At 64.2% G+C, this 14,102-nt stretch carries 12 protein-coding genes; 9 read left to right on the top strand and 3 right to left on the bottom strand.

All coding sequences use genetic code 11. The annotated features are described in order from the left end of the window. Positions 1-6 precede the first annotated feature (6 nt). The 5 genes from JMY24_RS07420 (at position 7) to JMY24_RS07400 (ending at position 6,207) form a co-directional block, all read left to right on the top strand. A complete protein-coding gene (locus JMY24_RS07420) occupies positions 7-528 on the top strand; it encodes a (2Fe-2S)-binding protein (RefSeq protein WP_413231236.1) in 522 nt (173 codons plus the stop codon). Next, positions 521-2,113, top strand: coding sequence for an AMP-binding protein (locus JMY24_RS07415; protein WP_201701698.1), 1,593 nt, complete (start codon positions 521-523; stop codon positions 2,111-2,113). The genes JMY24_RS07420 and JMY24_RS07415 overlap by 8 nt, the downstream gene beginning before the upstream one ends. A 5-nt stretch (positions 2,114-2,118) precedes the next feature. Further along, positions 2,119-2,925 (top strand): enoyl-CoA hydratase/isomerase family protein, encoded by an 807-nt coding sequence (locus JMY24_RS07410; RefSeq protein WP_128595162.1) that lies wholly within the window; start codon positions 2,119-2,121, stop codon positions 2,923-2,925. Between the two features lie 69 nt (positions 2,926-2,994). After that, complete coding sequence (locus tag JMY24_RS07405; protein ID WP_128595161.1) at positions 2,995-4,743, top strand: GMC family oxidoreductase; 1,749 nt, start codon at positions 2,995-2,997, stop codon at positions 4,741-4,743. 78 nt (positions 4,744-4,821) lie between these two features. Then, entirely contained in the window at positions 4,822-6,207 is a 1,386-nt protein-coding gene (locus JMY24_RS07400; protein ID WP_128595160.1) for an MFS transporter, read from the top strand. A gap of 48 nt (positions 6,208-6,255) precedes the next feature. Here the strand turns inward: JMY24_RS07400 and JMY24_RS07395 are convergent, their stop codons facing one another. Continuing rightward, entirely contained in the window at positions 6,256-7,167 is a 912-nt protein-coding gene (locus JMY24_RS07395) for a LysR family transcriptional regulator (RefSeq protein ID WP_128595159.1), read from the bottom strand. 155 nt (positions 7,168-7,322) lie between these two features. Between JMY24_RS07395 and JMY24_RS07390 the strand changes: the two genes are divergently transcribed. Continuing rightward, positions 7,323-8,168, top strand: coding sequence for a ProQ/FinO family protein (locus JMY24_RS07390; protein ID WP_201701696.1), 846 nt, complete (start codon positions 7,323-7,325; stop codon positions 8,166-8,168). A gap of 39 nt (positions 8,169-8,207) precedes the next feature. Here JMY24_RS07390 and JMY24_RS07385 read toward each other — a convergent pair whose 3' ends face one another. Continuing rightward, positions 8,208-9,551 (bottom strand): TAXI family TRAP transporter solute-binding subunit, encoded by a 1,344-nt coding sequence (locus JMY24_RS07385; RefSeq protein WP_201701694.1) that lies wholly within the window; start codon positions 9,549-9,551, stop codon positions 8,208-8,210. A gap of 555 nt (positions 9,552-10,106) precedes the next feature. Between JMY24_RS07385 and JMY24_RS07380 the strand changes: the two genes are divergently transcribed. Continuing rightward, positions 10,107-10,853 (top strand): glucose 1-dehydrogenase, encoded by a 747-nt coding sequence (locus JMY24_RS07380; RefSeq protein ID WP_128596819.1) that lies wholly within the window; start codon positions 10,107-10,109, stop codon positions 10,851-10,853. Positions 10,854-10,990: 137 nt separating this feature from the next. Here the strand turns inward: JMY24_RS07380 and JMY24_RS07375 are convergent, their stop codons facing one another. Further along, complete coding sequence (locus tag JMY24_RS07375) at positions 10,991-11,869, bottom strand: LysR substrate-binding domain-containing protein (protein WP_128590870.1); 879 nt, start codon at positions 11,867-11,869, stop codon at positions 10,991-10,993. A gap of 133 nt (positions 11,870-12,002) precedes the next feature. Between JMY24_RS07375 and JMY24_RS07370 the strand changes: the two genes are divergently transcribed. After that, positions 12,003-13,256 carry a 2-aminoethylphosphonate--pyruvate transaminase gene (locus JMY24_RS07370; protein WP_128596818.1) on the top strand — a complete coding sequence of 418 codons (1,254 nt, stop codon included), beginning with the start codon at positions 12,003-12,005 and terminating at the stop codon, positions 13,254-13,256. Between the two features lie 42 nt (positions 13,257-13,298). Continuing rightward, positions 13,299-14,102 carry a phosphonoacetaldehyde hydrolase gene (gene phnX, locus JMY24_RS07365; protein ID WP_128596817.1) on the top strand — a complete coding sequence of 268 codons (804 nt, stop codon included), beginning with the start codon at positions 13,299-13,301 and terminating at the stop codon, positions 14,100-14,102.

Genomic DNA, 14,102 nt, shown 5'->3' with positions numbered 1-14,102 from the left:
CAAGTCGTGCGACGTGACGAACGTCAGTGCGTGACGCTGACGTTCAACGGCCGCGAACGCAGCGCTTATTGCGAACCGCGCGAACTGCTGTCGGATTTCATCCGTCATGAACTGGGCGCGACGGGCACGCACGTGGGCTGCGAGCACGGCGTGTGCGGTGCATGCACCGTTCAGGTGGGCGGCGTTGCCGCGCGTTCCTGTCTGATGCTGGCCGTGCAGGCGCAAGGGCAGCGCATCGACACTGTCGAAGGCCTGGCGCCGGAGATGGTGCTCGGGGATCTGCAGGAGGCGTTTCAACGCCATCACGCATTGCAATGCGGCTTCTGCACGGCGGGCATCCTGATGTCGTGCGCCGACTATCTGCAACGCGTGCCCGATCCTAGCGAAGCGCAGGTGCGCGAGATGCTGTCCGGCCACTTGTGCCGCTGTACGGGCTATACGCCGATCGTTGCGGCCGTGCTCGATGTGGCCGCGCGCCGCCGGCATCGCAATGAGACGGGCGAAGCACTGGAGGCGAGCCATGCTTGACCTCGGGCGTACTTTTTTGCAAAGCGTGGAGCGCAGCCCCAACGCGTTGGCGCTCGTCGACGGCGAGCTTGCGCTCACGTATGCAGAGTGGCACCGCATCATCGTGAATGTGGCCGACGGTCTGCGTGGGCTCGGCCTCGCGCACGGCGACCGCTTGCTTGCGGTGCTGCAAAACCGCTGGGAGATGGCGACGCTGCACTGGGCGTGTCAGTTTGCGGGCATCGTGATCGTGCCGTTGAACTGGCGCGCAAAACCCGAAGAGCTCGATTACTGCGTGATCGACGCGGGCGCGAAGGCAATCGTCTACGAGCCGGTATGCGCCGAGGCGGTGATGCAAAGTCCCGCGGCACAACGCGTGCCGCGCATCGGACTCGACCTTGCGCCTGGGCGCAGCGCGGGCTTCGACAGCTTGCTCACAGAGGGTGCCGGCCGTGCGAATTCCGACGCGGATGCGCATGCCAACGCGGACGATTATTCGCTGATCCTCTACACGTCGGGTACGACAGGCAAGGCGAAGGGCGTGCCGCGGCGTCACCGGCAAGAACGCGCGGCCGCGCTCGCGCATGTCGCTCAGAACCTCTACCGTCATGGCGAATGCACGCTCGGCGTGATGCCGCTTTATCACACGATGGGCGTGCGCTCGCTTCTCGCCATGGCGCTCGTGGACGGCACGTTCGTTTGCGCGCGCCGCTGGAATGCGGGTTTCGCGCTCGAAGCCATTGCGCGGCACAAGGTCACGTGTCTGTATCTCGTGCCGACGCTTTATCACGATCTGCTTGGCGACCCTGCGTTTGCGTCGACGGATACTTCCACGGTGACCAAGCTCGGCTTTGCCGGCGCGCCGATGAACGATGGTTTGCTCAAGCGGCTCTCGGCGGCGTTCGAACCGGAACTGTTCGTCAATCACTACGGCTCGTCGGAGGTCTACACATTCAGTATCGACCAGGACGCGACAAAGAAGCCGGGCAGCGCGGGGCGCGCGGGCATCAACACACGTCTGCGGGTAGTGAAGCTCGACGCCGGCACGCCTGACGATTTCGCGGACGTCGGCGAAGAAGGCCAGATCATCGTGGACCTGCTGGGCGACGAAGCGTTCGAAGGCTACTGGAACCGGCCGGATGCGAACGCGAAATCGTTGCGCAACGGCTGGTACTTCACGGGCGACACCGGCTTTATCGACAGCGATGGCGATCTGTACGTGTCCGGCCGCGTCGACGACATGATCATCAGCGGCGGCGAGAACATTTCCCCGGTCGATATCGAGTCGGTGCTCTCGCTGCATCCGGCCGTGGACGACGTCGCGGTGGCCGGCGTGAAGGATGAACGCTGGGGCCAGCGCGTGGTGGCCTTCATCAAACGGCGTGAATACGTCGACGCCGAAACGCTCGATGCGTACTGCCGCACCTCCGACCTCGTCAACTTCAAGCGTCCGCGCGAATACGTGTTCGTCGACGACATACCGAAGTCGCCGGTCGGCAAGATTTTGCGCCGCAAGCTGTCCGCGGGTGAATACCTGAAAGACGAGAGCGGCTGCGAGAGCGGCAACGAAACCATTCAGAAGCAAACTGAAATCAACAAGGAGTGAATCTCATGACCGAGCTGACCCACCGCGGCCAGAGCCTGCTGCAAGACCTCGACGGCTTTTCGATCGAGATCGACGCCGAACGCGAGCGCGCCGACATCGTTCTGCACCGGCCGCCGTTCAACGTAATTTCGATGCATGCGCGCGATCAGTTGCGCGCAGCCTTCGAGGCACTCGACGAAGACGAGCGCGTGCGCGTGATCGTGGTGCGCGCGAAGGGCGAGCATTTTTCGAGCGGCGGCGACATCAAGGGCTTCCTGGAAGCGTCGCCGGAACATGTGTCGAAGCTCGCGTGGAATATCGCCGCGCCGGCCCGCTGCTCGAAGCCTGTGATCGCCGCCAATCGCGGCTTCTGCTTCGGCGTGGGCTTCGAGTTGTCGCTCGCATGCGACTTCCGGATAGCAACCGACACCACTTTCTATGCGCTGCCCGAACAGAAGCTCGGACAGATTCCAGGCTCGGGCGGCTCGGCCCGCTTGCAGCAGATGGTCGGCGTCGGCCGCACCAAGGACATTGTGATGCGTTCGCGCCGCATTCCGGGCAAACAGGCATACGAGTGGGGCATCGCGGTCGAGTGCGTGGCCGACGCGCAACTGGAAGCGGCCACCGACGCGCTCGTCGACGAACTGCGTGCGTTCTCGCCGCTCGCGCAGCGAACCGCGAAGAAGCTGCTCAACGATACCGAGGACGCGCCGCTGTCGATCGCAATCGAACTGGAAGGACATTGTTATAGCCGCTTGCGCACGTCCGACGATTTCCGCGAAGGCGTGGAGGCGTTTCATGGCAAGCGCAAGCCGGTGTTTCGCGGCACTTGAGTGACGGTCAAGCGGCACTTGAGCGGCCCGCGTCGCCGTAGCACATAAAACGATTCAGGAGACACGCAGATGGAACACTTCGATTACGTGATCGTCGGTGGCGGATCGGCGGGGTGCGTGCTAGCGCAGCGCCTCTCCGCGGTGCCGTCGCTGCGTGTCGCGCTGATCGAAGCCGGCGCGGACACGCCGCCGGGCCGCGTGCCCTCGGAGATTCTCGACAGTTATCCGATGCCGGTGTTTTGCGGCGATACGTATATCTGGCCTGAACTGATGGCGCGAGCAACGCGCGATTCTGCGCCGCGCGTGTATGAACAGGGTCGCGTGATGGGCGGCGGCTCCAGCATCAATGTGCAGTCGGCCAATCGCGGTTTGCCGCGCGACTACGACGGGTGGGCGGCGAACGGCGCGAGCGGCTGGGGCTGGGAAGACGTGCTGCCGTATTTTCGCAAGCTCGAACGCGACGTCGATTTTCCGGACGGCGAGTTGCACGGCAAAGAAGGACCGGTGCCGATCAGGCGGATCATGCCCGCCGAATGGCCGCCGTTTTGCAACGCGTTCGCCGCCGGCATGCGCAAGAACGGTATCGCGCCGCTGCACGACCAGAATGCGCAATTCGGCGACGGCTTCTTTCCCGCAGCATTCTCGAATCTCGACGACCGCCGCGTGTCCACGGCAATCGCGTATCTCGACGAGTCCACGCGCAAGCGCGCCAATCTGCATATCCATGCCGATCTGCGAGTGGAGCGCATCGTGATGGAAGGGCGCGTGGCGCGCGGTGTGGTCGCGTTCGCACGCGACGGCGAGCGGGTTCGTTTCAACGCGAACGAAGTCGTGCTGTGCGCGGGCGCGCTGCAGTCGCCCGCGATGTTGATGCGCGCGGGCATCGGAGCCAAGGCGGAGCTGAATGCGCTCGGCATCGACTGCGTGATCGATCTGCCGGGCGTGGGACGTAATCTGCAGGATCATCCGTCGCTCACGTTCTGTCATTTTCTCGAGCCGCGCTTGCGCATGCCGTTGTCGCGGCGACGCGCGAGCATGATGGCCGCGCGCCTGAGTTCGGGCATCGCGGGCGGCGAAGCGTCGGACCTGTATCTGTCGAGTGCGACGCGTGCCGCCTGGCATGAACTCGGCAACCGGCTGGGCCTCTTTTTTCTCTGGTGCAACCGTCCTCACTCGCGTGGCCGCGTGCAACTCGTTTCCGCCGATCCCGCCGCGCCGCCGCGCGTCGATCTGAATCTGCTCGACGACCCGCGCGATATCGCACGGCTTGTCCGCGGCGTGCGGATGCTCACGCAAATCGTCGCGGGCTCGGGTTTCGGCGAGAACTCCCGCGACTTCTTTCCCGCTGCGTTTTCAGCGCGCGTAAAAGCGCTGAGCCGCGTAGGCAAGGGCAATGCGCTGCTGACGTCGCTGCTCGGCCGTTTGCTCGACGGACCCGCGCCGCTGCGGCGCATGTTGATCGAGCGCTTCTTCACGCGTGGTCAGCGGCTCGGGGATCTGCTCGCCGATCAGGCCGCGCTCGAGGAATTCATTCGCGCGAACGTGTTCGGCGTCTGGCACGCGAGCGGCACCTGCCGCATGGGCGACGCTAACGACCCGGCGGCCGTCACCGATACGGCGGGCAGCGTGCGCGGCGCACAGGGCCTGCGCGTCGTTGACGCGTCGTTGATGCCGCGACTGCCGTCTGCGAATACGAACATCCCGACCATCATGATGGCCGAGAAGATCGCCGACGCAATACTCGCGCGGCGCTTGCACGGTCATGCGGGCGTTGCGTACGGCGCCGGTTATCGCCACGCATTCCCGAAGGTTTCTTAACACACCAAAGCACGCGAAAGAACGTGCGCCAAATTGCGGACGATCGAGAGACGCCCGCAGACAGTCAAGGAGATGACGATGTCCTTAGCAGCGCAAAATAGCGCCGCCTTGCCCGCGATGGATCAGCGGCAAGTGATGGGTGCAGTATTCGCCTCGTGCCTGGGTTGGGCACTGGATCTGTTCGACCTGTTCGTTCTGCTGTTCGTCGCGCCAGTGGTCGGGCGGCTCTTCTTTCCGTCCGATCACGCGATGCTTTCGCTCGCCGCGGTTTACGCGTCGTTTGCGGTGACCTTGCTGATGCGCCCGCTCGGTTCGGCATGGTTCGGCTCGTATGCGGACCGCCACGGACGCAAGGGCGCGATGATCATTGCCGTGGTCGGCGTAGGCCTTTCCACAGCCGCATTCGGCGCACTGCCGACCGTCGCACAGGTCGGCCTTGCCGCGCCGATCATCTTTCTTGTGCTGCGTCTCGTGCAGGGCGTGTTCGTCGGCGGCGTGGTGGCGTCGACTCACACGATCGGCACCGAATCCGTCGCACCGAAATATCGCGGCGCGGTGTCGGGTCTGATCGGCGGCGGCGGAGCGGGGCTCGGCGCGTTGCTCGCGTCGCTCACGTATCTCGCGATGTCCACGCTGTTCCCCGGCCAGCTCTTCGACGTCTGGGGCTGGCGCTGCATGTTCTTTACCGGCATCGTCAGTTCGGTGCTCGGTTTGTTTGTCTTCAGCAGCCTCGAAGAATCGCCGCTGTGGAAAAAGCTCGCGGCCGAAAAAGCCGCCAAGGCCGCGGCTGCATCCACGTCGGGGGTGAAGGCGCCAGTCGAAGTGGTGCGCTCGCCGGTGCGTACGCTGTTTTCGCGCGACTACCGCTCGATCCTCTTCGTCAATCTGCTGCTGACGGTAGGCGGCGGCAGCGGTTATTACCTCACGTCGGGTTATCTGCCGACTTTCCTGAAAGTGGTGAGCCACGCGCCGAACGGCGCGGCCGCGGCGATCCTGATGCTGTGCAGCGTGGCGGTGCTGATTGCATCGGTTGCCGCTGGGCATCTGAGCACCTTCATCGGCCGCAAGTCGGCGTTCGTGTGGCTCGGGCTGATTCGTCTCTTCGCGTTGCCCGCGCTGTTCCTGCTGTTGCCGGGCGCATCCAGCATCACGATGGTCGGCGTCTATGCGGTGATTCTCAGCGCGCTCGGCAGCGCCGGTTACGCGCCGATTCTGATCTTCCTGAACGAACGCTTTCCGACCGCGATTCGCGCGACCGGCACGGGATTGTCGTGGAATATCGGCTTCGCTATCGGCGGGATGATGCCGACGGCGGTCTCGCTCGTCGCAAAAGACGCGAGCCAGTTGCCGCTGACGCTCGCGATCTTTGTCGGCGCGATCAGCGTGATCTTCCTGATCGGCGCGTTCATCGTGCCCGAAACGCTCGGCAAGCTCGATCAGGGCGGGGTTCGGGAACCGGTATAAAGAGCCGGCAGCGCGACAACTTTCGCTTGCCGCGAAGACGCACGGCGCTCACGCGAGCGCCGTGCCGGTCGTCACCCTGCGAATCTCTTCGGTGATGATGTCGATGAGCGCCAGCGCGGCTGGACCGAGCGGGCGCTTCGGATGACTCACGAGGATAATGTGCCGCACGATTGGCGGCGACGCGATTGCACGCACGAACAGCACGCCTTGATCGACCTTGCGCTGCACGACGACGCGCGGCAGGATCGTCGCCACGCTGCTTTGTTCGACGAACTGTACGATCGTGTTCAGCAGGTCGATCTCGAACTTAGGCTTGATCACCACATTCGCTGCGAGGAGCGCGGCGTCGAGCACGCCGCGCAGGCCGTTGCGCCGCGTGGGCAGCACCAGTTCCACGTCGGCGAGCGCGGCAAGCTCGAGTGTCGGCGGGAGTTGCGGACCGAGCGCGGCGCTCGTCACGAGCACCATCTCTTCGTCGAGCAGCGGCACGACGTCCAGTGTCAGGCGCCCACGCGGCTTGTTGATGACGGACGCGTCGAGCCGGCCTGCTTCGACCGCGTCGATCAGTTGCGCGCTGAAGCCGTCCGCGACCGATACCTCGACTTGCGGGAACATCGCGTTAAATCTTGCCAGCGATTCCGGCAGCACGCTTTCCGCCTCCGACGACACCATGCCGAGCGCGACGCGGCCAGTGACGATCGCATCGCGCCGGCTCAACTGCTCGCGCGCGCGCTCGATGTCGCGCATGATCGGCGTGTAGAGGCGATACATCTGGCGCGCGGCGTCGGTCGGCGTCATGCCGTGCGGCCCGCGTTCGAACAGCTTCTGATGCAGTTCGGCTTCCAGCTTCGAAATCTGCATGCTGAGCGCCGGCTGCACGATATTGAGCCGCTTGGCCGCTCGCGTGACCGAGCCGTCCTCGAAAAGTGCGATGAAGTACTGAATTTGCCTGAGGTCCATTAAGCGCGAGTGCCAGCTGGAAATGCCTGAAATGTCGAGTGTAATCGCAAGCTGGCGCAAACCTCGCGGCGGCGGCTCGGACGGCGTTGCAACGCCGTCACGAAGGTCTTACCGAGCGCTGCTACAATCTCGTCTTTCTCGATTGGTTGTGCGCTATGGGTTTCGAACAACTTGCTGAACTGAAGAAGCAACTGGCCGCGGCACGCGCCCAGGCTGCGCCTGCCGCGAAGGCCGATGCCCGGTCCGGCGCCAAGGCCGAGGGCAGGTCCGACGCAAGGCGCGATGTCAGGAATGACGGCAAGCCTGGTGCGAAGCCCGCAAAGCCTGCGAATCCCGCGAATCCCGGCACTGCGCCCGGCGCGAAGGCGGACCGGCGGCCTGCCGGCAAGCCGTCGCACCAGCGCCGTGGTGGTGGCGCGGCGAGGCCCGCAGCGGCGCCCGCGGCAGATGCCAAACCGGTCGATCCGGTGGTGAAGTCCATCGGGCGTCTGCAAAAGCGTTTCCCCAATGCGTTCCCGAAGAACCCGGCGCCGAAGCTGCCGCTGAAGGTCGGCATCTTCGAAGACCTCGTGGTGCACGCGAAAGACCTGTCGCTGAGCGAAGCCGAACTGCGTGACGCGATCAAGACCTGGTGCCGCGGCAGCCGCTACTGGAAGTCTCTCGTCGAAGGCGCGGCCCGCGTGGATCTGACGGGCGCGGAGGCCGGCAAGGTCACGGCGCAGGAAGCCGCGGGCGCGCAACGTTTGCAGGCCCATCGCGCTGCGAAGAGCGCGAAGGCGGCGGCTGCGTCGGCCGATTCGCAGAAAGATACGCCTGCTGCAAATTCCGCGAGTGCCGCGGCGCCCGTTCATGAAGCGCCGCAGGAAGCTTCGCTCGAAGCTTCACCGCCAGGCGCCCAGACGGAGGAGCAAGCGGCTCGCGCGGATGCGCCGTCTGACGACAAAGTCGCTGCGCAATCCGCCAACGTCTCAGCTACTACTCCTACCGATCCTGAAGCCTAATGAAGTAGAGGTCGGCCACCTGAAACTCACGGTGGCCGCTCACTCATATGCCGCAGCCGCAAGCCTGCCGCGCACGAAGCCGACGTGTTCGCGCAATACATAGAATGTGTCCGCATAGGCGAGCGGCATGCGCAGCCGATTCAGCGATTCCTCGATCTGATCAAGTTCCGCGAAGAGCCGCTTGCGCTCTTCGTCGGTCGTCTGCGCGAGCGCGCCGCGTTCGATCGCAATCAGCGAACCGTAATAGCGGTAGATGCGCGAGCGCACGCGCCACGCGTACAGCGCCGGGATCAGCCGCATGGCGGGAAAGAGCAGTACGGCCACCGGCAACAGCAACACTAGCGTGCGGTCGCCGATGCTCGCGAGCCAGAACGGCAGCGTCCGGTACAGAAAGCTCTTGCCCGTGCGGTAGTAGCGTTGAGCGTCTTCGCTGATCTGATACTCGCGCGCGATCGGGCTTGGGAATTGGCCCGCGCGCTGTAACAGGCCCGGCATGCCGTGCACTTCCTGCGCCGCTTCGATCAGCAGATCGGAGATTGCCGGATGCAGATTGGTTCGCGCCACCAGTTCGACCGTCGGGCTGATCAGATGCACGGTCTCAGGCGGAATTTTGTGCCGCAGATCGAGCACGCCTGGCGGCAGATCGATCTGATCCAGATACGGAAAGAGCCGCGTATAAGCGCTCGCTTCGTCGAAGTTAATCACCGAAATGCCCGGCACGCGAAGCAGGCGCAGCATCAGCCCGCGCGTGGCGGAATCGCCGCTCAGGATTGCCGCGTCCACGTCGCCCTTCACGAGTTGCGTGGCCGCTTGCAGGCCGTCGCTCGGCATCAGCGTCGTCTCGCCGCCGGGCACGATGCCGTTTGCATCGAGCAGCTTGAGCGCGAGCAGCCGCGTGCCGCTGCCTTCGCGGCCCACCGCGATCCGCTTGCCTTCGAGTTGCGACAACTGCGTCACGCCGGTGCCGCGATAAAACACCACCACGGGGACATAGAAGACGCTGCCAAGCGACATCAGCGACGACGTATCGAGCCCGTCCGCAACGCCGCCTTGCACGAGCGCGAGGTCGACATGCTGCTTCGGGTCGAGCAGGCGCTGCAGGTTCTGCACGGAGCCGTCGGACTCGAGCACCTTCAGCGTGACGCCGTTTCGCGCGAGGATTTTTCTGTATTGATCGGCGGCGATGACAAACGAACTGTCGTGCGGGCCGGCGCTGAGCGTGATGGTTTTCGGCGGAGCGGGATCGACGAGCCATACGATCAGCGAGACCACGAGCAGGATCACCGCGGCCACGACGATATAAGGCAGCGTGTGATCGCGCCACTCGGCGTGCGAAGAATCGCGAGGAAACTGCGGAGGACGACGCGGACGCTGCGCTTTCATAAGCATTCCGTGCGATTGCCGGGATAGGGCATTGTCCACCGTGACAGGCAGAGTTGTCGTCGGCAGTTTGCTCTATTGACGACGAGGCGCGACCCGATGCGGAACGCAGGCGGCTAAGCCGTCTCGTCTAGCGCGCACAGTTGCCGGATTTTCACAAAAGTACTTTAATCGATCAGGTAGCCAATCGTTCCTCAAGCAGTGGCCACGCTAGCAAGGAGACGATCGTGTTGTCTGCTGCATTGGATACTTTAGGTGCGTTGGCAGTGCTCCTGAGCATCGCTACGCATATTCTGCTCGGGCGCAAGCGCTGAAGCTGCGCCGCCAGGCCGGCGAACGAGCAGGTCGGCAAGCCGGCAAACCATCCCCTTTCAGTCCGCTTGCCGATTGTTCGGCTGCCCCGACGTATCTTTTCGCTGCGAGCCGCTTTATCCGCATGGCCGCCGTGCTTACATTGTGTCCAGTGCCAGCGCCGCAGCAGTTTTGCTGAAACAGCGTGAATGCCGCGAATCGTCGCGGCAGCACGCAGGCGCTAACCCAACTCAAGGACACACGATCATGAGCAAGCTCGCAGGCAAGGTTGCAGTTGTAACGGGTGCATCGAAAGGTATCGGCGCGGCGATCGCGAAGGGCTTGGCCGCGCAAGGCGCGTCGGTGGTAGTGAACTACGCGTCGAGCAAGGCCGGCGCCGACGACGTGGTCGCCGCCATCACCGCCGCCGGCGGCAAAGCGGTAGCCGTGGCAGGCGACGTGTCGAAAGCCGCGGATGCGAAAGGCATCGTCGATGCGGCGGTGGAGACGTATGGCCGCCTCGATATTCTCGTCAATAACTCCGGCGTGTACGGATTCTCGCCGATCGAAGAGATCACCGAAGAGCATTTCCATAAGCACTTCAATGTGAACGTGCTAGGCCTGCTGCTGGTCACGCAGGCAGCGGTCAAGCATCTGGGCGAAGGCGGCAGCATCGTCAACGTGAGCTCGGTTGTCAGCCGCATCACGCCGCCGGGCAGCGCGGTCTATACGGCGACGAAGGGCGCGGTGGACGGCATCACGGGCGTGCTTGCGAAAGAACTCGCGCCGCGCAAGATTCGCGTGAACTCGGTGAACCCGGGCATGGTCGCGACCGAAGGCACGCATAGCGCGGGCATTATCGGTTCTGACTTCGAAACGTGGGCGGTGAGCACGACGCCGCTTGGCCGCATCGGTCAGCCGGACGATATCGCCGACGTCGTTACGTTCCTCGCCTCCGACGAAGCACGCTGGCTCACCGGCGAAAGCCTGATCGCAAGCGGCGGAGCGCGTTAAGAGAACTGTGCGTGCGCATTGACCCTGACCGCGCCGGTTGATTCGCACGCCGGTTTCAATGCCTCGCACAGATTGAAGAGAAGCAGCACGAAGGCAAGCGGCGCAGAAGGCCGCGAAAAAGCGCCGCTTGCCTGTTGTCACACACTCATTGCCTCGATGCCCGGCAACTGAACAGCAAACAACGCATCGAGCAGGTTCGACCCCGGCCGCTCCGCGAGCCGGGTGAGCGATTCGATCATCCGCACCTGGCAATCGTCGAGTGGGATCATTCTGATACGCCGCGACTGGTTGAATTCCGCGCGGGCAATCACACCAACGCCCATGCCCTGGGCCACTGCTTCTTCGAGCGCCTCGCGGCCGTCCACGTACATGACCGGCTCCACTTGCAGCGACTCGCGCACCAGTTCGATCTCCAGCAGCTGCTGCGTGACCGATTGCGGCTCGCGAAAAATCATCGGCTGCTGCACGAGCTCGCGATAGCTCAGCTTGCGTTTCTTCGCGACCGGATAGCGCACCGGCACCATGGCGACCAGCGGATCGCGCCGCAACACGCGCGATTCGAGCCGGCTATGCACCTGCGGCGCGGCGGTAATGGCCGCGTCCACCGCGCTCGACAGCACCCGCTGCATGCAGTCCGCCGCGTTGGCGATTGACAGCGTCACCACAATGCCCGGATGCAGCTTGCGAAACGCGCTGATTAGCGCGACCGCGAGATCCGGTGCGTCTGCAGCAAGCGACAGCGAGCCTGACTCCAGCCCGCCTGCCGATTCGAGCAGTTGCCGCGCGTCGCGCTCGCAGCTGAGCATGTGCCGCGTCACGCTGAACAGGCGCAGCCCGAGTTCGGTGGTTTCCACGCCGCGCGGTCCGCGCTCGAACAGTTTCACGCCGTAATCCTGCTCGAGCCTGCGCACGTGATCCGACACCGCCGGCTGCGAAAGCGACAGCGCCTGTGCCGCCCGCGAAAATCCGCCGTGTTCGGCGACCGCATGAAACGCCCGCAATTGCGCGTATTGCACGTAAGCCTCCGTCGCAGTGGAATGGGCCAGCTATAAGTATTTGCGATATGGGCATCGATTATATCGATTTTACCGATGCGTGGCGTTTCGGTACTGTAGGCGCTATCCAAACGAGCAAGACTGGAGATTCGGCATGGAAAGCGCGACTGGCAGTGCCCCGGCGAAAGCGCAAGCAAGCGCCACAGGCGCGCCGCCGTCACGGGACAAATCCGCGATGGACGAACCGGCAAAAGGGGAACCGTATCTGCTGACGCCCGGCCCGTTGACCACCGCTTTGTCGACGAAGCAGGCGATGCTGCGCGACTGGGGCTCGTGGGACGGCGATTTCCGCGCGATGACCGCTCACTTGCGCGGCCGCCTGCTCGAAATCGCGGGGAACGAAGCCGGCGAATACGATTGCGTGCCGTTGCAAGGCAGCGGCAGTTATTGCGTCGAAGCCATGCTGGGCAGCCTGATTCCGCGCGACGGCCACGCGCTCGTGCTGGCCAACGGCGCATACGGCAAGCGCATTGCGACCACGCTGCGTTACCTCGGCCGCGCGCACACCGTGCTCGACAAGGGCGATTATTTGCCGCCGCGCGCAGCGGAAGTCGAACGCATGCTCGACGCGGACGCGGGCATCACGCATGTCGTCGCCGTGCACTGCGAAACGAGCTCGGGCATTCTCAATCCAATCGAAGAAATCGCCGCGGTCACGGCCGCCAAAGGCCGCAAGCTGCTGATCGACTCGATGAGCGCATTCGGCGCCGTGCCGCTCGACGTGCGCGAGATTGCGTGCGAGGCGTTTGTGTCGTCGGCGAACAAATGTATCGAGGGCGTGCCGGGCTTCGGTTTCGTGATCGCGCGCAAGAGCGCGCTCGAGGATGCGCGCGGACGCAGCCATTCGCTCGCGCTCGATGTGCACGATCAGTGGGACGTGATGAACCGCACCGGCCAGTGGCGCTTCACGCCGCCGACCCATACTGTGGCCGCGTTTATCGAGGCGCTGCGTCTGCACGAACTGGAAGGCGGGCAGCCGGCGCGTCTCGCGCGTTATGCGAACAATCGCGACGTGCTCGTCGCGGGTATGCATGAACTCGGCTTCGAGCCGCTTTTGAACGCTCGCTGGCGCTCGCCGATCATCGTGACGTTTTTCTCGCCGGCGCATCCGTCGTTCGGCTTCGAGCGGTTCTATGAATTGATGAAGCAACAGGGTTTCATCATCTATCCGGGCAAGCTGACCGTGGTGGACAGCTTTCGGATCGGCTGTATCGGCCAGGTGGACGAGCATGTGATGCGCCGCGTCGTCAAAGCGTGCGCAAGCTCGCTGCGAACGATGGGCGTCAATCACGCCGCGCCCCCTGCGGCTGCCATCGAAGAGCGCAAGGTGCTCGCCGAGGCCGCCTGAACAACATAGTCGCAACAACGCGGCAACACGAAACGGAAGTCAATGAAACACGTTAAAGCAGTGATCTTCGACTGGGCCGGCACGGTGGTCGACTATGGTTCGCTTGCGCCGATGGGCGCGTTCGTCGAAACGTTCGAGCAGTTCGGCGTATCCATCACGATCGACGAAGCGCGCGGACCGATGGGCATGGCCAAGCGGCCGCACATTGCGGCGCTGATGGCGCTGCCGCGCATCTCGCGTGCGTGGGCCGACAAGTACGGGCATGCGCCTCGCGAAGCGGACATCGACGCGGTGTACAACGTGTTCGTGCCGAAAAACATTGCGGTAGCCGCGAGCTATAGCTCGGTGATTCCGGGCGTCGCCGAAGTGGCGAGCGCATTGCGCCGCGACGACATTCGCATCGGCACGACGACCGGCTACACACGCGAGATCATGGCGGAGATCGTGCCGGGCGCGGCGGCGCAGGGCTTCTCGCCGGACAGCATCGTCTGCACGGGCGACACGCGGGAAGGGCGGCCGTCGCCCTACATGATCTATAAGACGCTGCCCGAACTCGGCGTGTGGCGCGCGAAAGAGGCGATCAAGGTCGACGATACCGAGGTCGGCATCGAGGAAGGAATCAACGGCGGCACGTGGGCCGTTGGCGTGGCCGTGAGCGGCAACGCGTTCGGCATGGCCGAAGACGATGTGAAGGCGCTCGCGCCCGATGACTACGCGCGGCGCCGGGACGCGGCGGTCGAACGATTGCGGGCCGCGGGCGCGCATTATGTGATCGACAGCGTCGCGGATCTGATGCCGGTTGTTCAAGATATCGACGCGCGGCTGGCGCGAGGCGAGCGGCCCTGA

Origin of the sequence: Paraburkholderia kirstenboschensis (assembly GCF_904848585.1) — a bacterium.
GTDB classification, from domain to species: domain Bacteria; phylum Pseudomonadota; class Gammaproteobacteria; order Burkholderiales; family Burkholderiaceae; genus Paraburkholderia; species Paraburkholderia kirstenboschensis.
The sequence above is the reverse complement of the archived record's forward strand: the minus strand, read 5'-3'. Positions and strand labels throughout refer to the sequence as shown.